The sequence below is a fragment of the Aporhodopirellula aestuarii genome (genome assembly GCF_023701485.1).
Taxonomy (GTDB): Bacteria; Planctomycetota; Planctomycetia; order Pirellulales; family Pirellulaceae; genus Rhodopirellula; species Rhodopirellula aestuarii.
This window is the reverse complement of sequence record NZ_JAMQBK010000061.1, coordinates 1-18324: the sequence shown is the minus strand read 5'-3', so window position 1 is coordinate 18324 and position 18324 is coordinate 1. Positions and strand designations below refer to the sequence as shown.

Annotated in this window: 15 protein-coding genes; 9 read left to right on the top strand and 6 right to left on the bottom strand. The window is 57.2% G+C overall.

Features of this window, described 5'->3' with window-relative positions; genetic code table 11:
• Nucleotides 1-384: 384 nt before the first annotated feature.
• Entirely contained in the window at nucleotides 385-2988 is a 2604-nt protein-coding gene (locus NB063_RS22730; RefSeq protein WP_250931196.1) for a tetratricopeptide repeat protein, read from the bottom strand.
• Between the two features lie 165 nt (nucleotides 2989-3153).
• On the opposite strand from NB063_RS22730, the gene NB063_RS22725 reads away from it, so the two are divergent.
• The 6 genes from NB063_RS22725 to NB063_RS22700 all read left to right on the top strand — a co-directional run bounded on the left by NB063_RS22725 (nucleotide 3154) and on the right by NB063_RS22700 (nucleotide 9517).
• Nucleotides 3154-4086, top strand: a complete 933-nt coding sequence (locus NB063_RS22725) for an NAD-dependent epimerase/dehydratase family protein (RefSeq protein ID WP_250931195.1) — start codon at nucleotides 3154-3156, stop codon at nucleotides 4084-4086.
• A gap of 154 nt (nucleotides 4087-4240) precedes the next feature.
• The gene (locus NB063_RS22720; RefSeq protein WP_250931194.1) at nucleotides 4241-5626 is read left to right on the top strand and encodes a Gfo/Idh/MocA family protein; all 1386 of its coding nucleotides are present in this window, start codon (nucleotides 4241-4243) and stop codon (nucleotides 5624-5626) included.
• A 219-nt stretch (nucleotides 5627-5845) separates the two neighbouring features.
• Nucleotides 5846-6634 (top strand): tetratricopeptide repeat protein, encoded by a 789-nt coding sequence (locus tag NB063_RS22715; RefSeq protein ID WP_250931193.1) that lies wholly within the window; start codon nucleotides 5846-5848, stop codon nucleotides 6632-6634.
• 24 nt (nucleotides 6635-6658) lie between these two features.
• The gene (locus tag NB063_RS22710; RefSeq protein WP_250931192.1) at nucleotides 6659-6928 is read left to right on the top strand and encodes a WXG100 family type VII secretion target; all 270 of its coding nucleotides are present in this window, start codon (nucleotides 6659-6661) and stop codon (nucleotides 6926-6928) included.
• Between the two features lie 204 nt (nucleotides 6929-7132).
• Entirely contained in the window at nucleotides 7133-8197 is a 1065-nt protein-coding gene (locus tag NB063_RS22705; RefSeq protein WP_250931191.1) for a sugar phosphate isomerase/epimerase family protein, read from the top strand.
• Between the two features lie 189 nt (nucleotides 8198-8386).
• Nucleotides 8387-9517, top strand: a complete 1131-nt coding sequence (locus tag NB063_RS22700) for a Gfo/Idh/MocA family protein (protein WP_250931190.1) — start codon at nucleotides 8387-8389, stop codon at nucleotides 9515-9517.
• Nucleotides 9518-9899: 382 nt separating this feature from the next.
• Here NB063_RS22700 and NB063_RS22695 read toward each other — a convergent pair whose 3' ends face one another.
• A complete protein-coding gene (locus tag NB063_RS22695; RefSeq protein WP_250931189.1) occupies nucleotides 9900-11345 on the bottom strand; it encodes a phytoene desaturase family protein in 1446 nt (481 codons plus the stop codon).
• A 369-nt stretch (nucleotides 11346-11714) separates the two neighbouring features.
• Between NB063_RS22695 and NB063_RS22690 the strand changes: the two genes are divergently transcribed.
• From NB063_RS22690 to NB063_RS22680, 3 genes are all read left to right on the top strand, one after another.
• Nucleotides 11715-12974: a beta-ketoacyl-[acyl-carrier-protein] synthase family protein gene (locus tag NB063_RS22690; RefSeq protein WP_250931188.1), complete on the top strand. Its 1260-nt coding sequence runs from the start codon at nucleotides 11715-11717 to the stop codon at nucleotides 12972-12974.
• A gap of 166 nt (nucleotides 12975-13140) precedes the next feature.
• Complete coding sequence (locus tag NB063_RS22685; protein WP_008677096.1) at nucleotides 13141-13392, top strand: acyl carrier protein; 252 nt, start codon at nucleotides 13141-13143, stop codon at nucleotides 13390-13392.
• A 169-nt stretch (nucleotides 13393-13561) separates the two neighbouring features.
• Entirely contained in the window at nucleotides 13562-14959 is a 1398-nt protein-coding gene (locus tag NB063_RS22680) for a phytoene desaturase family protein (RefSeq protein WP_250931187.1), read from the top strand.
• Between the two features lie 292 nt (nucleotides 14960-15251).
• Here the strand turns inward: NB063_RS22680 and NB063_RS22675 are convergent, their stop codons facing one another.
• The 4 genes from NB063_RS22675 to NB063_RS22660 all read right to left on the bottom strand — a co-directional run bounded on the left by NB063_RS22675 (nucleotide 15252) and on the right by NB063_RS22660 (nucleotide 18070).
• Nucleotides 15252-16004 carry a hypothetical protein gene (locus tag NB063_RS22675; RefSeq protein ID WP_250931186.1) on the bottom strand — a complete coding sequence of 251 codons (753 nt, stop codon included), beginning with the start codon at nucleotides 16002-16004 and terminating at the stop codon, nucleotides 15252-15254.
• 59 nt (nucleotides 16005-16063) lie between these two features.
• Nucleotides 16064-16663 carry a hypothetical protein gene (locus NB063_RS22670; RefSeq protein WP_250931185.1) on the bottom strand — a complete coding sequence of 200 codons (600 nt, stop codon included), beginning with the start codon at nucleotides 16661-16663 and terminating at the stop codon, nucleotides 16064-16066.
• 4 nt (nucleotides 16664-16667) lie between these two features.
• The gene (locus NB063_RS22665) at nucleotides 16668-17234 is read right to left on the bottom strand and encodes a hypothetical protein (RefSeq protein WP_250931184.1); all 567 of its coding nucleotides are present in this window, start codon (nucleotides 17232-17234) and stop codon (nucleotides 16668-16670) included.
• Between the two features lie 224 nt (nucleotides 17235-17458).
• Nucleotides 17459-18070: a hypothetical protein gene (locus NB063_RS22660; protein ID WP_250931183.1), complete on the bottom strand. Its 612-nt coding sequence runs from the start codon at nucleotides 18068-18070 to the stop codon at nucleotides 17459-17461.
• Nucleotides 18071-18324 lie beyond the last annotated feature (254 nt).

Here is an 18324-nt window from a genome sequence, read left to right as displayed (position 1 = left end):
CGGCGTTCGCAGCTTTCGTCGCGGGTAGTAAACCCGCGATGCGGTGGAATGTAGCGCGACGCTGTCGAAGCACTGAGGTGCTGCGTCGCAAGCCGACACGTTCTGCGGATCGAGAGCATCGTGAAAATGGCCCCGGGAGAGTAGGCCTCATTCTTGCCGACCAAACCGAGGTCGTCCGGCAGGAACCGGACCTGTGGGTTTTTCCTGCCACCAATTCACGATCGGTGGCGGCTGGAAGCCACCACTACCGGATCGCACACCTACCAGTATGGCAAATGCGATAGAAACAAGGGACCTTGGTTCGCCTCACGCGCAGACGCAGCCTCAGAACGGATGCTTCGGGTTGACTAATCAACAACGCATACAGCGTTCCGGCGGCCACAATCAGAAATTTTGGCTGCCTGCTCGACGTTTCGCCTGATCGAGCCGCCCCGTCATCCACTGTAGGTAGTTCTTCCAATCTTCACGACTGAAGCGGGTAGTTTCTTCAAACTGGTCATCCCACTGATCACTGATCCGATCCAGCACGACAGCAGCCTGACTGAGCAGCATGTCGGCTTCGCGGTCACGTCCAAGCGTGCGGGCCATGCGTGATTGCCCCAACAACGCCTCGAGCGCGGGCGGTTCGTTCATGTAACGCAACGACATGTCGCGATAGGCGTCAGCGGCTTCAGCGTATCGCCGCATCGACTTGAGCGTGTCGGCTTGACCGAGCAACGAGTTACGGAGGATCGCAACCTGTTTTTCACTCAACTCGTCTTCACGCTCAACCATGTCCATGAATCGAACCATCGAGGTGAATTGATCGAGTGCGGATTGACGAAAACGATTCGCTTTCTGCCGAAGATCGCGTTGGGCCGCATCCAGCAAACCGTCAGTCTCCAACTCGGCTTCCGGTAGCCTTGAGGCGAGCAACTGACCTCGCGCGAGTTGATACGCGGCGGCTTGGGCTCGCGGTAGTGGCCAATACCGCTCAACCGCTTCATTGAGACGACGCAGAGCTTCATTTAACTCTGGCTCGATTTCCTGCAACCGCTCGATCTTTTGTTCGAGCGGCAACTCCATCGCCTGCAATGTCTTCAAATCGCTTTCGGCATAGAGCAGCTCACCGAGCGTGAACAACGAATCCCGCCACACGGGACTTTGTGGCGTGAGCTGCCCGTCGTTGAGATTGTCAATCAGCAACCGTTTTGCGTCCGGGATATCGTGCGAATCCGCCGCGGCCTGGGCGGCGAGCAAGCGGGCTTCGTAACGCATCGGGTCACGAGTGAACTCGACAATACAGGTCTGCAGTGAATCCATCGCTTCATCGGGACGCCCTTCGGCGAGCAACGCTCGTCCGTGGGCGACCAAACCAGCGGGCTGCTTCAACCGGTCTTCATACCGAAGATATTTCTCGAGCAACGGGATACTTTTGGAAAAGTGCCGGCCACGCTGATACGAATCGATCGCTTGCCAGAGCGTTGGCACGTATTCCACCGTATCGAACTGCCTTTCGGCTGCGTCCGCGAACGCGTCACCGGCGCCACGAAAGCGAGCACGGGCGGCCGCAAACGCCTCACGAGAAACTTCACCACCAGGACCGCGCCCCGCCCTCAGGGTTGCGTCACCCCAATCGCGATAGGCGATCCCCTTCTCGATCAGTGCGGGTGACTCTCCAAATAATGCAGCGATTGAATCGGCGATTTCGACCACCGACGCGTACTGTCCCGCCTCACGGAGCACGGCCAAGATTTCGGTGATTCGCGACCGAAACTCGGCTTCATTCTTTTGCGTGTAATTGAGGTGCCGGCTTTGTGCGATCTCGCGAACGAGATACTTGGCCGTCTGCAACGCTTCCTCGCCGTGGCCTTGGTTGGCGAGCAGCTCCATTTCTGACAATCCGCCTTCAAGCCCACCTTCGCGAAAAGGTCGTTGTTGACGCAATTGCGTGAGTTCGGCAAGCGCGAGGTCCTGCTCGCCGGCCAACAAGAAGGCTTGTGCCGCCGTCAGACGCGATTGCGACGCGAGCAGCGGTGACGCTTCGCGTTGCAAAACCGCGAGGCCCTTCAACGTCTCCAATAACATCTCGCGATCGCTCGCGTTGACCTGCTCACTCGCTTTGGCGGGAATCGACGCGATGACGTGTTCGCCATGCGCGCGGTTGACCTTGGCGAGCACTCTCTTGATGACGAGCTCGGCGTCTTTGAGCAACAAGTCATCCCGCGCCGCCAATGCCCAACGCGTTTGACGAGCCAATGCCGGGGCGATGATCGTGCTTGCCCGCTCGATGGTTTGGGCAGCTTCATCGAAACGCCTCAAGCGAATCAGCCAATCAATCTTCAGCAGGTTTGGCTCGACTTGATTTTCAGCGTCAAGCGACTCGTTATTGAGGTAAGCATCGATCGCGATGATCGCTTCTTCGAGGTTCTCCCGAGGTCGACGGGCGCGGGCGACCGCGAGCACGGGCATCAAATCGGCATGCAGCGTTAAGTCGGTATCGATCGCCGCTTCGAGATGCTTGGTTGCCTGCTCATAATCACCGACTTGCTGAAACGCCAACCCGAGCATCCGATGCCCGTCAGCGGAACGGCCTTCCGGAAATCCGGCCTGCTCAGACCGGACGAGCAGAGGAATCGCTTTTTGAAGTTCTTCGCGACGAGCACGTGGCGAATCCAGACGCATGGCTTGTTCGAATTGGCCGGCGCCGATCAGGAAAGAATGCAGAGGGATCCACTCGACGTCCGCCTCGACCTCCTCGTCGAGCACGACGGTCGCGGCGAGTTCACCAGCGACGACCGCGTTGCCGGCAACGTACTGCGACGACGCGATTTTGAGCGTTTGTGCGGGCGTGATTTCTCCGCTGCTCGCCCAGAGTGAAAATAGGTAAGCAAACCCCGTGATGGTCGCCATCGCCATGACCCCTGCGGCGATGACCGAAAACGAAAGGCCCGACGATCCAGAACTGGACGCGGCGGTATCGGAATTTGGTCGGGCGGAATCGGGCACAGGCAGCTCTCTTGCGTTATCGCCCCGATATCAAAACGTGCCCGTAGGGGGCAAGACGTCGGACAACCTTTGCCAGACCTACTTCGCCTCATGAAGTCTGCTAGATTTGTGCGTTTTTGGTGATTGATCGACCAAAACACGTCTTTCTCGAATAGTCTTCTGCAGATGAACCATTCCGCAAAACCACGAAAAATCCTGATCACCGGGGGCGCCGGTAACGTCGGCGGCTCACTCGCCTGTCAACTCGTCCAGACGCCGACCAACGATGTCGTGGTGGTCGACAACCTGATTACCGGCAGCACTTCGAAACTACCCCCGGCGGACCTTCCCAATTTTCGGTTCATCAAGGCGGACGTGAACGACCTGACCGACCTCTCCCCGATCATGACTGCTCATCAATTCGACGCGGTTTTTCACTACGCGGCGTTGGTGGGCGTCCAACGAACCCTCGCCAACCCGGTCGCTGTGCTCCGAGACATCGACGGCATCCGAAATGTGCTCTCTCTTGCTAAAAACACTGGCGTCGAGCGGGTGTTTTACGCCAGCAGTAGCGAGGTCTACGGGGAGCCGGTCGAACTGCCACAGCATGAGCAGACGACCCCGCTGAACTCCCGATTGCCGTACGCGATCATCAAAAACCTGGGCGAGTCGTATTTCCGATCCTACCACCAAGAATTCGGGCTGAAGTTCAACGTTTTCCGGTTTTTTAACACCTACGGCCCCAAACAATCGACTGATTTTGTCGTGCCGAAATTCATCGAAGCCGCCCGTGCCGGACGCGACATCACGGTTTACGGCGACGGACTCCAAACCCGCACGTTCTGCTACATCGATGACAACCTCGATACGACCGAAAACGTACTCAACGACGAGTCCATGGCTGGTGAAATCATCAACATCGGTAGCGACCTCGAGGTCACGGTGCTCGATTTGGCCAAAACGATCATCGAAAAAGTCGGCAGCAAGTCGAAAATCGTGCATCTTCCGCCACTTCCCGAAGGCGACATGACTCGGCGGTGCCCCGACATCACCAAAATGCGAAAAATCCTCCATCGCGATTTGACGCCGCTCAGCGTCGGCCTCGACAAAATGCTTTGAGCGGAACACGCCGTCGAGCCAGCGTCCGCAAGGGTCGCTGACGAATCATTGTCGCAAATTTTCCGCACGATAAGATACTTTCGTGCGTATAATGCACGTCCCTCCCCCGCGTCTCCTCCCCCCCGCCTGACATTCCCCCGCCAAGGCTGTTTCTTTGCCCAAAGACACTTCCCAATCCGTCCGCCGTGGGCCGCTTTCCGCTCACGTCGACCGCGCCAGCAACCGCCGCGAATTTTTCACCCGCAGCACGATGGCATTCGGCAGCACGGTGGCGTTGGGCGGTTCGGCAGCCATCGCCGCTGGGGAATCCTTGCTCGCGGGCCCGTCTGCCCCGCCGCCGACGTTCCATGTTTCTGGCCGCGACACGCTGCGGATCGGATTGATCGGATGCGGAGCCCGAGGTCGCGGGGCGGTCATCGAAGCGATCCAAGCCGCCTCGGCGTCATGTTCAGCGGGCAAAACGAATCCACTCGGCCAAGTCCAACTGGTCGCGATGGCAGACACGTTTGCCAACAATCTCCAAACCGCATACCGCGCGATCAACGGACGCCATCGAGCGAACGTCGACGTCGGCAACCGGAGATTTGTCGGGCTCGATGGTTGGAAAGGCGTGCTGGCGGCGGATCTCGACCTGGTCATCCTCTCCACCCCACCCGCATTTCGGCCATTGCATTTCGAAGCCGCCGTTGCCGCGGGCAAACATATTTTCATGGAAAGCCCCGTCGCGACGGACATCCCGGGCCTACGACGGGTCATTGCGGCGGGTAACGTTGCACAAAAACGAGGCCTCGCCGTCTCCGTCGGCCTACAGCGACGCTACGAAGCGAGAACACGAGACTGTGTCGATCGACTTCGCGAGGGCATGATCGGTGAACTTGTCAGCGCCCACACTTACTCGAGCGGTTTTGCGACCGGGCGCAGCATTACGGCAAACCATGAACGCGGCCTGGAAGAACAGATCCGCAATTGGCACGACTTCGCTTGGATGAGCGGCGGTTTTGTCGACGAGCGGCACCTGCACAACCTCGACACGATCCATTGGGTTCTCGGGCAAACCCCGATCGCCGCCCGCAAACTCACGTCGCCCTCCGATGTTACCAACGTCTACACCGGAGGATCACCGGCATCGAACGTGAAAACAGCAAACGCCGGGCCGGCAATCGAGTTTGCTTATGAGAATGGGGTCCGAACCGTATGCGAACACCGCAATCCCCGCGGTACCGAACGACAACTCGGCGAGTGGTTCCAGGGCAGCGAGGGCGCTTGCGATTTGTCTCGTGCGATCATTCGCAATCGGGACGGCAAAGTCGTCTGGCAGAGCGACGCCAAAGAGATCCCCGGCAAAGGATGGCAACAACAATTCAACCAATTGATTGGGAACCTGCGTGAAGGCCAAATGCCCGCTGATCTCAACCATGGCATTGCCTGCACCGCGACTGCGATTCTTGAACGAATGGTCACGCAATCCGGTCAATCGCTAACGTGGGATCGGTTAATGGCCAGTGATGAAGGATTCCATCACCCGCCATGCACGGCTTGATGGCGTCGGGAAAACACCGCCCCGAACCGCGAGCCGTATTCACGCGTTTCCCCCACGAACCCCTGTGACGGGCCCGCCCGAGGCTTGCCGGCACTTCTGCGACTTAATGTGCGGGCGTCCAACATTATGGTTGTGAATGCAGTTATATTGCAGTGACGTCGAAACGCGTTTCGTCGGCCTCCGTCTCTCGCCTATGATCCAACCGACCTCGAACTTGCCATGTCCGAATCCGCTTCGACAGCCGATGATTCGCCTGGAAAACCAGTTGTTGAGAATGCAACCGAAGCACCGGGACCGAACCGACGGCAGGAACTCGAACATCGCTTGAGGGAGGCCCGTACCGACCGCGACGCCTATCTCGAACTCGGTGCGATCTACCGCGCCGAGAATCGTCCCATGAACGCGGCCAAGATTCTTAAACAGGGACACGAAGTATTTCCCGACGACGCGACGATGTTATGGGAGTACGAAGAAGCGCAGCTCGCCCGGTCGATCCAGCAACTCACTGAGATGCAGGCGATTGTGGCCAAGATGAAAAGTCCGTTGGCCGACCAGGATCTCGAACGCAGCACCGCGGATTGGGCCAATTGCCGAATCAAGGTCTGCCGCGCGAGATTGTCGAGAGACCCGTCGTTGGAACACCTCCGACTCGTCCTCGGTGAAGCGTTGCATGATCTCGAGAAGCACGCGGAAGCGATCGAAGAACTTAAACCGCTAATGAACAGCGACACGCACAGCTCGTCGGCTGCGTTGTTGACGGGACGCTGTCACCTGATCCTCGGCCGTGACGTCGAAGCGATGCGTTGGCTTCGCATGGCATCGCTGCGGCGAAGTGTCACGTCGCCGTTGAAGGTTCGCGCCGCGGCACTGAAGCTACTGATCGATTTGGCCGATCGGCATGGGCTGACCGCGACACTCGAACACTACCAATCCATCCTTAACACAGTCGTGGAAGCGGCCAAGCAAAACCACGCCCATTCGTCGCATCCGCCCGCTTCGACTCACTAACCCCTTGCTGACGAGACCGATTCGATGAATCAAGCGATTGGAGACCCCGATCAGATCCGCCAATTCGCGGCTCAATTGGCGCAATTTACCGAAGAGCTGCGCCAGCGGGGCGGTTCTTTGGCGGCCCAAATGAACCAACTCGAGCAATCTTGGCGTGACGAACAACAACGCAAGTTCAACCAAGAGTTCCAGGACCAATTGCGACAATTGCAACGGCTGATCCAGGCCACCGACCAACACGTGCCCTACTTGATGCGCAAAGCCGAACAGCTCGATCAATATCTCGGCCGTTGATCGCATCTCGCTCGTTTTCCTACGCCCAGAGTGCCGCGTGTCTACTTGCAATCTGTGGTTAGAGAGGCCACCTTGTTGTACGCCGAAGGCGGCATCGGAATCCCTCGCACGATCCCTGCGTTGACGCTCCATCGCGGTCACCGTACCGCTTTTCACCGACTTCGGCCCCCAACTGCTTCGTAACCCTCCAACGGTCTTGATTCGATGAGCCAGCACCCCAACAACTACCCCAAATTGCACAACGCCGCCTGGCCTGGCGTAGTCGGAAAAGGCGACGACGACGCCAACCCGGTCATCCCGCTCGAAGAGATGCTCGACCTGACCGCCGCCGCCGAAGTGGATGGTCGCAAGTTTGACGGTGTCGACATTTTCCTCTCGTCGCCGCACATCTCCATCGACGCCACCGATGAAGAACTCGAGCAAGTTGCCGAGCAGGTCAAGAGCCGCAACCTCGAAATCGGCACCGTGGTCGCGCCGGTCTGGGAACCGACCGGTGGCGGCAGTGCGGCGGGCGATCCGGATGAGGTAACCGCGTTCTTGACGCAAGTCCGTAAAGGATGCGAAATCGGCCGCAAACTCCGCCAACTCGGCGTCCGCCCCAATGGCGTCGTTCGCATCGACAGCGCCACCCCGACGGCCGCTTGGTACGAGGATCCGCAAAACAACCAAAGCCAGATCGCGGACACTTTCAAAGCCGCCTGTGACATCGCCGAAGAATACGACGAACGACTCGCCGCCGAAGGCGAGATCTGCTGGGGTGGAATGCACTCCTGGCGTTCGATGGTCGATTTGCTCGAACGTGTCGGCCACCCCGAGCGACTCGGTTTCCAAGCCGACATGGCACATACGCTGCTTTATCTACTCGGATACAACGCCCCCGAAGACGCGATCCTGCCCCAAGATTTCGATTGGCAGGACAAAGAGAAAAAAGCAGCTGCGCTCCATGAATTGACGCACGCCCTCCGCCCCTGGACGATCGACTTCCATGTCGCCCAAAACGACGCGACCGTGCACGGAACGGGCAGCCACGACAAGACCGGACGGCACTGTTTGCCAAACGACCCCGCTGGCAAACTCGACATCGCCGTCGACGCGGGACATTGGTTGCGTGACGAACATGGCGACGTGCTCCAAGTGTGTCGACACATCTGCTGGGATGGTTGCATGTTCCCCAACGATGTGATGCACAAGCCTCAGACGTGGAACGATATCCTCGCAGCCATGCTCAGCGTCCAGGACGCGCATGGGTGGAAAGAAGGCGAAGCGTAAAGCCGCTGACGTTTCTTCGTCGCCACCGGCTCCGCTGAGACGACAAACGTCCACCGAGCGTTCGTCGTCGTTCCCCTTGCGGAGTCCAACGCGACGCACTCTCGACGATGTCGCTACCTAGCGAATTCGCAACCATTTTTTGCCCTCCCTCCCCAACTATCTCGCATTTCAACTCGACAGGATTACAACGTGAAACCGCTTAACATCGGAATGATTGGCTACGGCTTTATGGGACGTACCCACAGCAATGGGTACCGACAAGCAAACCGTTTCTTTGACCTGGAATATCAACCGGTGCTCAAAGCCGTCTGCGCCCGCAATGAAGAGAAAGCCAAGGCATTCGCCGAACAGCAAGGTTACGAGTCGATCGAAACGGATTGGCGAAAACTGATCGCACGAGATGACATCGACGCCGTCGACGTATGCACCCCAAACAATCTGCACAAAGAGATTTCGATCGCCGCCGCCGAAGCCGGCAAGATGGTGTTGTGTGAAAAGCCGCTCGCAATGAGTGTCGCCGAGGGCATAGAGATGTGCGAAGCGGTCGAGAAAGCCGGCGTCGCCAACATGGTCTGGTACAACTACCGACGCGTCCCCGCCGTGACACTCGCGAAACAATTGATCGATGAAGGACGCCTCGGGAAAGTCTTCCACTACCGAGCGAACTTCCTCCAGGACTGGACGATCAACGCCGACGTGCCGCAAGGCGGCGCCGCGACTTGGCGTCTCGATGCCGAAGCCGCTGGCAGTGGCGTGACGGGTGATTTGCTCGCGCACTGTATCGACACCGCCCTATGGCTCAACGGTGACATCGAAGACGTTTCCGCCATGACCGAAACGTTCGTCAAAGAACGCGTGCACGCCGAAACCGGTGCCAAACAGCCCGTCACGATCGACGACGCCTGCATGTTCCACTGCCACTTCAAGAACGGATCGCTCGGCTTGTTCGAATCGACACGATACGCTCGCGGGCACAAAGCTCTGTACACCCTCGAAGTCAACGGCGAAAACGCGTCGCTGCGTTGGGACTTGCACGACCTGCACCGACTCGAATACTTCGATCACGGCGACGACTCCATCGTCCGCGGCTGGCGCAGCGTTCACGTTTCCGATGGTGACCAACCCTACATGGGCAACTGGTGGGTCCCAGGTCTGCAAATCGGGTACGAACACACATTCATCCACCAAGTCGCTGATTTCCTGAAATCGCTCGAAACCGGCGAACCAGCCCATCCGAACTTCCGCGACGCACTTGAAACCCAAAAGGTTTGCGACGCCGTCCTTGCTAGCGCCAAAGAACGCTGCTGGAAGAACATCTAGGTGTCTGGGCGTTGCCCCAGGCTAAGGTGATTGTGGCCGTTGGCCACAGAATGACGCCTGTTGATCGTGTGAGAGCCGGCCGGTCAATGATAGGCCAAAGGCCTATGTTCACCGTAGACAGGGGCAACGCCCCTGGATCCCAAGGGCGCACAAACGGATTGGCCAACGGCCATGTTTATCCTTCCGCGTTGCGAGGATCCGGGTGAAGATGGCCGTTGGCCAACCTTTGGCTGCTGGTCTACGGCGTCTGGGGCGTTGCCCCAGGCTAAGGTGAATGTGGCCGTTGGCCACAGAATGGCGCCTGTTGATCGCGTGAGAGTCTGCCGGTCATGATAGGCCAAAGGCCTTTATTCACCATAGACAGGGGCAACGCCCCTGGACTCTATACCGGCGATGTTTCACTCACGAGCAGCTGGTCAACCTCGTTGCTCACGATCACGCCGTAGTTAATCGCGCCGAGCCATCCGCTCATGATGATGCCGACGCTACCCGCGTGATACATTCCCCGCACCTGTTGCGACAACGCGCGACTGACCGCGAGCCCTTCGAACTTGGTTCCAAAGCTCGCACCGGATTCGTGCAGCGTGTAGTGCTGGAACGTTCGCGGCGTGGCCGCTTCGGCTCGATCGATCTTGTTACGCACACCAGGAATGTATTTTTCCAGGGCATCGATCGTGGTCTCGACGAGATCCTGTTTGCTGGCCTCGTATTCTTCGGGATTCAGGTCAGCCCAATCGGACCAATTCGCGTTCGTGCTGCTGACAATCGCGTATCGTTCCTTCTTCGTCGGCCGCGTTCGCGGGTAATAGAAACTGAACGTTCGCGATGTGATGTCACGGCTGAGCAACAGGTCGGTGCGAAACTCTTTCGACGTGCTGGTGAAGAACAAATCACCGCTCGACTCGTCGATCTCCTCACCCGGTTTGAGTGCCATGTAGACCTGCGTGCTGGAGTTGTTCAGACGCACCGCTTGGGTCTGTTCAACAAAATCACGATCGAGCTTTTCAGGTCCGATCATTTTCAGAATTGTTGTCCGCAGGTTCGCGTTGCTGACCACGGCACGGCATGGGATCCGGCGACCACGTACGTTCACGGCGGCCACGCGAGGACCGTGCAGGGCGTTCTCAGAAACTTCGATTTCGTCGACCGGGCAATTGATTCGGATGTCGACACCATTGGCCGTCAGTTCTTTTTTCATCCGTGTAATGAGGTCGTCGGTGCCGCCCTCATAGATGAACACGCCCTTGCTCATGAAATTGCTGAACACGATCCCGTAAGTGATCGCGGGGTCTTCCAACGTCGAACCGTTCGCGTACGTGATCGGTTCCATCAACAAACGCACGACGTCGTCGCGCCCAGGAAAAAACCGGTCGAACAACTGCCGCGTGGTGGTCGATTGGTCGTCGTAGAAATTCATCCCGCGAGCGGCGTCGAAGAACTCGTTGACGGTCGGCTCCGCGATCCCGAACTGGTTCGTCAACAGCCGGGTGAAATCGTCTCGATTGAACGACGTCGTCAGCGAAAACTGCGGGTTGTCAAAACGGATGTTTTTCAGCTGCACGATTCGATCGGCAATATCCCGGCTCCAATACCGACGACACGACTTGATCATCCCATGCGGGAACCCGTGCAGTGAGATGTCAAAGGTGTGTCCGCCGGGCCGCAAGAACCAAGTTGCCAATCCGCCGAGTTTGTAATGTTGCTCAAGCAACAGAACACGGTGGCCGGCGCGGCCGAGGATATTCGCCGAAGTCATCCCAGCCAAACCGCTGCCGATCACGACGACGTCGTATTCATCCTTAATCCCTTTGAGAAAATCCTTGGCCATGTCTTTGCTGAGTCGATCGGGGTTGAAACAGGGGGAAGTGAGCGTTCGGTAATGGCGTCCAAACCCGGATCCGTCACGCTGAGGTGGGTACGGAAATTGCGGTAGTGAGGCGGCTGTGAGGCGTTCCCGCGGGGTGTGGTCCGGTGGTCATCCAAGTTCGGCAGCCGTCGGCACGGGGCCCGCTCAATCACAACCGCCACGCCATTTCCAACGACCTTCACAGTGTAGGGATTTTTCGTTCAGCGTCGCGGGGATGGACGAAAAGAGACGCCGGATTCACGCGAAGTCGCAATCCGGGGCGTTGAGTATTTGCCCGTCAAACGCTACGTTTTGGGGCTCAATTCATCTTCACTTTCGGTAAATTCTGACGTGATCGCACCCAATTTGGCATCGAAGCTTCCTGACGAACAGCGGATTGTCATCACGGGCATCGGTCTGACGGCTCCCAACGGGAACGACTGGCAGTCGTTCCGACAGGCATTGTTGGAGAAACGCAGCGGTGTCCAGCCGTACGAAATTCGATATTTCGGTGAAACGCTCGCGGGCATTTGCGATTTTGATGACAAGAAATACCAGTCCAAAAAAGACATCCGGCGGGGCACCCGAGCGGGCAGTATCGGCGTCTACACTGCAAACGAAGCGATCGCCCATTCGGGGTTAGACTGGGAAAACGTCGACAAATCGCGAGTCGGCATCTACGTCGGCGTCACCGAACATGGCAACGTCGAAACCGAAAACGAGATCTTCGTGATCAAGGGATTCGATTACGACACGAGTTGCTGGTCCCACCATCACAACCCGCGGACGGTGGCGAACAACCCGGCCGGCGAGATCGCCCTCAACCTCAACATCACCGGTCCCCACTACACCATCGGCGCGGCTTGTGCGGCGGGCAACGCAGGCATCATCCAAGGCGCCCAAATGCTGCGCCTGGGCGAATGTGACCTCGCGATTGCGGGCGGAACCAGCGAAAGCATTCACACGTTTGGCATTTTTGCGAGCTTTAACAGCCAAAACGCTCTGGCGACCCACGCCGACCCGACCGCCGCCTCCCGACCGTTTGATAAAAAACGCAACGGCATCGTGGTCGCCGAAGGTGGGTGTTTGTACACCCTCGAGCGATTAAGTGACGCCAAAGCACGGGGTGCCGAAATCTACGGCGAACTCGTCGGCTACGCGATGAACACCGACGCGACCGACTTCGTCCTGCCCAACCCCGAACGGCAGGCCCAGTGCGTTCAGTTGGCGCTCAAGAAAGCGGGGCTGGCACCAGACCAAATCGACATCCTGAGCACTCACGCGACCGGCACGATGAGTGGCGACTTCCAGGAATGCAAAGCCCTTCGCGATATCTTCGGAGAATGCAAGAACATCCGGTTCAACAACACCAAGAGCTACATCGGTCACGCCATGGGCGCCGCCGGGGCTCTCGAATTGGCGGGCAACCTCTCCGCGTTCCGCGACAGCGTCGTGCACCCGACGATCAACGTCGATGAACTCGACCCAGATTGCAGCCTGCCAGGCCTGGTCCTCAACGAGCCCGAAGAACGTCCCCGCGTCAATTACATTCTCAACAACTCGTTTGGAATGCTGGGCATCAACTCGGTCGTTATCATCGGTCGGATTTAACGTCCGCCGCCGAGATCCGCATGTGTTCGACTCGGGCCTTGTGCGTTTCGCTTTTGCCGCCGAGACTATTGCCCTGCGAAAACAACGGCAATTTGACCTCGCGGCATGCTGTTTTGATTTTCCTTGTCCTCCAGATCCTTTTTTTTCCTCACTCCCACCCGCGTCCATGACCCCCGCTGAAATTCGCGACGAAATCATCGATATCCTCGAAGACATCTCACCCGATGAAGATCTCGATGGCCTCGATGACCAAAAACCTTTTCGAGACCAACTCGAACTCGATTCGATGGATTTCCTCGACATCGTGATGGAACTTCGCAAACGCCACCGGGTTCAGATTCCTGAGGAAGACTACGGCAACCTAGCCAGCATGCATTCGACGGTGACCTACCTCGAACCCAAGATGAAGGATATCTGAGCAAGAGGGTCCTCGGTCGCCGGGCACAGGCTGCCGTGGTTGGCAGTTCGGGCGAACTCCTGATAACACAGCTGTCGAAACCACAGCCACAGAAATCCCAGCTGCGGAAATCACAGCCGCTGAACGCGTCCTGTAACCTGTCGCCTGTATCCTTTTACCTCTATTCCTGATGTACGACACGATCATCATTGGCGCGGGGATGAGTGGGCTGGCGGCCGGAATTCGGTTGGCCCACTTCGATCAACGCGTTTGCATTCTCGAACGACATTACACCATCGGCGGGCTGAACTCGTTCTACCGAATGGGCGGTCGTGACTATGACGTCGGTCTGCATGCGATGACCAACTTCGCCCGCAAGGGCGACAAACGGGGTCCGCTCGCCAAACTGATCCGCCAACTCCGATTCGGCTGGGAAGACTTCAAACTCGCCGAACAAATCGGATCATCGATCCGATTCCCCGGCGTGTCTCTCGATTTCAACAATGATATCGAGATGCTCGAAAGCGAAATCGCGTCCCGGTTCCCGGATCAGATCGACGGGTTCCGTGCCCTCTGCGGTTCGCTCTTGGATTACTCCGACATGGACGGCGGATCTCCCGAGTTCATGCGGAGCGCTCGCGAAGTGCTCGCCGAGCACCTCACCGAACCGTTGCTGATCGAGATGCTGCTGTGCCCCTTGATGTGGTACGGCAACGCACGCCAAGACGACATGGACTTCGGTCAGTTCTGCATCATGTTTCGGGCCTGCTATCTCGAAGGTTTTGGCCGCCCTTACAAAGGCGTGCGAGTGATCCTCAAAAACCTCGTGCGAAAATTCCGAGGACTTGGCGGCGAACTCAAACTGCGTCACGGCGTCTCGCGAATCCACGTCGAGAACGGCAAGGCGGTCGGTGTCGTACTCGATGACGGAACCGAAATCGAAGGCAAACGGATCCTTTCGTCAGCCGGCAATATCGAAACCATGCGGATGTGCGACGACATCACAACGCCGGAAGTCGCCCGCGCCGGACAACTGTCGTTCATCGAGTCGATCAGCATTCTCGATCGCGACCCAAAAGATCTCGGCTTTGATCGCACGATCGTCTTCTACAACGACTCGGAAAAGTTCCACTGGCGTCGCCCCGACGATAGCCTCTGCGACGCTCGTACCGGCGTGATCTGCAGCCCGAACAACTACATCTATGACTCCGACGAAGGCGTCCTGCCCGACGGCGTCGTGCGAATCACCACACTCGCCAATCACGACCTGTGGTGCGAGCTGCCCGAAGCGAAATATTTGGCCGAGAAAGTGACTCAGTACGATGCGGCGGTCGCGTCGGCGGTTCGGTTCATGCCCGACTTCCGATCCAACGTCGTCGCCACGGACGTGTTCACCCCCAAGACGATTCGTCGGTTCACGTTCCATGACAACGGCGCCGTTTACGGTGCCCCTGACAAACAGCTCGACGGCTGCACTCACCTGCCGAATCTATTCCTATGTGGCACCGACCAAGGCTTTGTCGGTATCGTCGGGGCTATCGTCAGCGGCATCAGCATGGCCAACCGCCACTGCTTGATGACCGATTGAACCTTGATCGCGTATCCAATCACACGACGTGAAAGATCGTGGCCCCCTGCCTTCGTGGTCGTCAAATCCTGGCTACGCAAGACTCAACTAGGGAACGGCTGGAATCCCATATGGCGACGACCGCCGAGCCTTCTTCCTTTGACTCGACTTCGGCACCATGCGCAGTTCTTAGTTCGAGCGACGTGCACACGCTGACCACCGGACGCCTTGAACAATGAGCTTGATCATCAGCGACGTCCCTCAAGTCACTCCGCGAGACCGAACCTTTTGGGCCATTGCAGTCAATTTCAATTCACGTTGATCGTGGCGGTGGAATGGGTTCGCCATCGCTGCCAAATACCCGAGTTTGGTAAGCATGTCGCGGATCGCGGGCACGGTCAGAGTCGGGCATGAAGCCGTTCTTCACGTTCTCAATTTCGTCGGGCGCGTCTTGAATGCACGCGACGACGAATCGTTCTCCCTTCGGGATGTTTGCGTTGGGATGAAAGTAAAACCCCTGGCCATCGGTGGTGAGAGGCTGAAAGGATCCCGTCGTTCGATACACGCCCTCTGCATGAAATAGAAGCAACTCGCCCGCCGAAATGTCCCCGGTTGCAACCGCATACAAAATAATTCCGTAAGACGACTCGCCGTAAAGCGGTTCCTCGTGGCATTCAAGGCCTGCACCTTCGGCGACTCGTTCAAAAGGACCGAGTTCGTTGCGGTGAATCGTCTCCAACCGCGTCGCAATTTCAGCGAGTCGGAACTCGATCTGTTTCAGCTCATCCGATGCCTCTGACTTCTTCGCAGAGGAATCGTCGTCGGTGAATTGCGCAAAATATCGTCGTTTGAGCGTTGCTCGCGTGCGTTCAGAAAGCAGGTCGTGCATCTCTTGCAGGACAGCAGGACTGGGAGCAGTTTCTGAAACCGCGTCGACTTCCGCGTGTCGCTGAGAGCAGCCACACACCACCCCCGCGAGGACGACACAAAGGAGCATCGATTTCGGATATCGCAAACGGATGTGTTGTTGCATGACGGAAGCTTTCACTACGGACGATTGACTCATTTACCACATCCAAACACCGCGTGAGCCGTCCTCCGGCGCACGGGATAGTAAACATTGTGCTAGGGAGGATCAGGCAGAGGAACGGATGCCCGCGACAAAACGGCGTTGAAGACTGCAACGGGTGATTCGGAGGTAAGTACCGATCGCCGGCCATCGCCGTCAACGTACCAGTGAATTTGGAGGCAGTCGAAGCAGATTACGAAATCATGTTGTTTTTGATCGTGAACGACACGGATGCCATGTCTCGGGTCGAAGCATGCCGCGATCGCTCCAACGCTTTCAGCGACACCGCGTGCGAGTGCATCGACGAGGCTTTGGCGATCTGGATCCGCAGGGTCCGTCGTACCGAGGACGCGATAGTTATGAAATCTACCGGAATTGGGAGCCGGATCGATCAGAGCAGGGTCGAGAGAGTAGAGCGTGAACTCGCTCCCATGACGAAGTGCGTCAAGAGCCTCGTCGGGCAGGGTCGCTCCTAGCGGCGTCAGCGTATGCGTCGGTTTCTCGACCGCACAGCCAGCCACGAGAAACAAAATAATGATCGACAAGACGCGTATGGTTGCGAGTCGGCTAACCGTAGCGATCAGCGGGCCGCGAGTTTGGAAGCCCCACTCGGGATCCTTGCGATCTGGCTTCGTTTGATCTCTTGGTTTTGGCATTTCCTCAACCTTTTAACGTGACCACGTAAAAGAGCAACGCAAACACGACGGTGACCAAACCCATCGCACGGACTGACCAACGAAACGGCGCGTACACAATTGGAATAACGACGCCGCAGCCGACGACTGTCACCGCCCAGATTGGCATGAATATCCACACCGATTTCCCAGGCCGTTGCTTATTGTATTCACCATCCTGTGGCCAGTATCCGAAGTCTCCAATCTGGTGGATGACTGACGGAATGCCAGCGGGCGCATCGAGCCATCCTCGGATCGGCGAAATGGCGTGCCCATGTGCTGTCTGACCGAAAAATGGAATCCAATCTCCGTTCGGAATCTCGCGGTGTGAAATCACCAACGTGCTCACGAACGGTTCAGTGGCTGCATGACGGCAAAGCGGCAATTGAAACACAACCATTCCATCATCGACAAAACAGCCGACCTCGCAAATCATGGCATCGATTCGGAATCTGCGTGATTGGTAATGGACGATGACACCAATCAACACGAGTGCCGCACCAACACTCAGTGCCAGGTAGTGTTTTTTGCGGATTGTGCTTCTTTCGTTCAATAGAACTGTGCTCGTACGTCAGATTGCTATCACACGCGCATCACAATGCGGCGTGAGTTGACTTTTAACTTGAATTTGAGAAACGCCGACACCGCCGCTTCGATGGTTCAAACGAACTTCGCACGGTAAGCACGTGCTTTTTGAACGAAGGGCATGAATACCGGCTAGATTTTTCAAATCACGCTGCCATGCCAAACTTTCATCGGTAGCTTGCTCTGCCTTGTTCAAAACACACCGGTGCGGTCAAAAGTCGGACGCTGGAACGAGTATACCGAATAGCCATTTTTAGCTGTCGAATCAAACGAGGTGGGGCGGGCGGGATTCTTAAACTTATCGCCATCAAACAAATCAGTGGGAATCGCAATGCGTGCCTTCCCGTAAGAGTGCTCCACGATGCCGCGAATGGTTACGGTGCGTCCATTCATTGCTAATTGAAAATCGATCCATGCAGGCGTCTTCGATGTGTCCACGGTAAACCTGCCAAAGTTGGTCGTTTCTGGTTCAGCACAAAGCAGCCATCTTTGAGAGTTCACGTCAGATGCAAGTCGCCATTCGACCGGACCTCCAAAGCCAATCCCCAGAGCAGCTTCAGATTGGTCAACATATTCGCCGTTTCGCATCCAGGTACGCTCGCCCCAGTGTCCTGTCAGCTTGTCCGACAAGTGCAGGTCCTGGACCTCGCGATGAAGCTTCGCCACTTCCTTTTCTAAAGCATTGACACGATCCGCCAAGGTTGAGTTGTCACCAGTCTCTTTCTGCGCAAACACATCGGCACAGAAGTACACGGCAACCACAATCAACACGCATCCAAGCCCAAATCGAAACTGCAAATTCATTTGCGTGACTCCTAAGCATGTAGATAGAAGTGATTCGGTATAACGACAATTCCGCTGATCGTGAACGGTTCGGCGTAGGTCGGACCAAGGAGCCCAAGCGACGCAGTTCCGGCACGACTGAGCAAGTGAATGCCGGAACTCGCAAAGCCTCGGTCCGGCCTACAGTTCGCGGCAGTTTCGCCAGATGATTCCTGCATACCTGCTTAGTCATGTTATCGATGGCGGCATGATCGTCCTATTGCTCGTGACCTTGG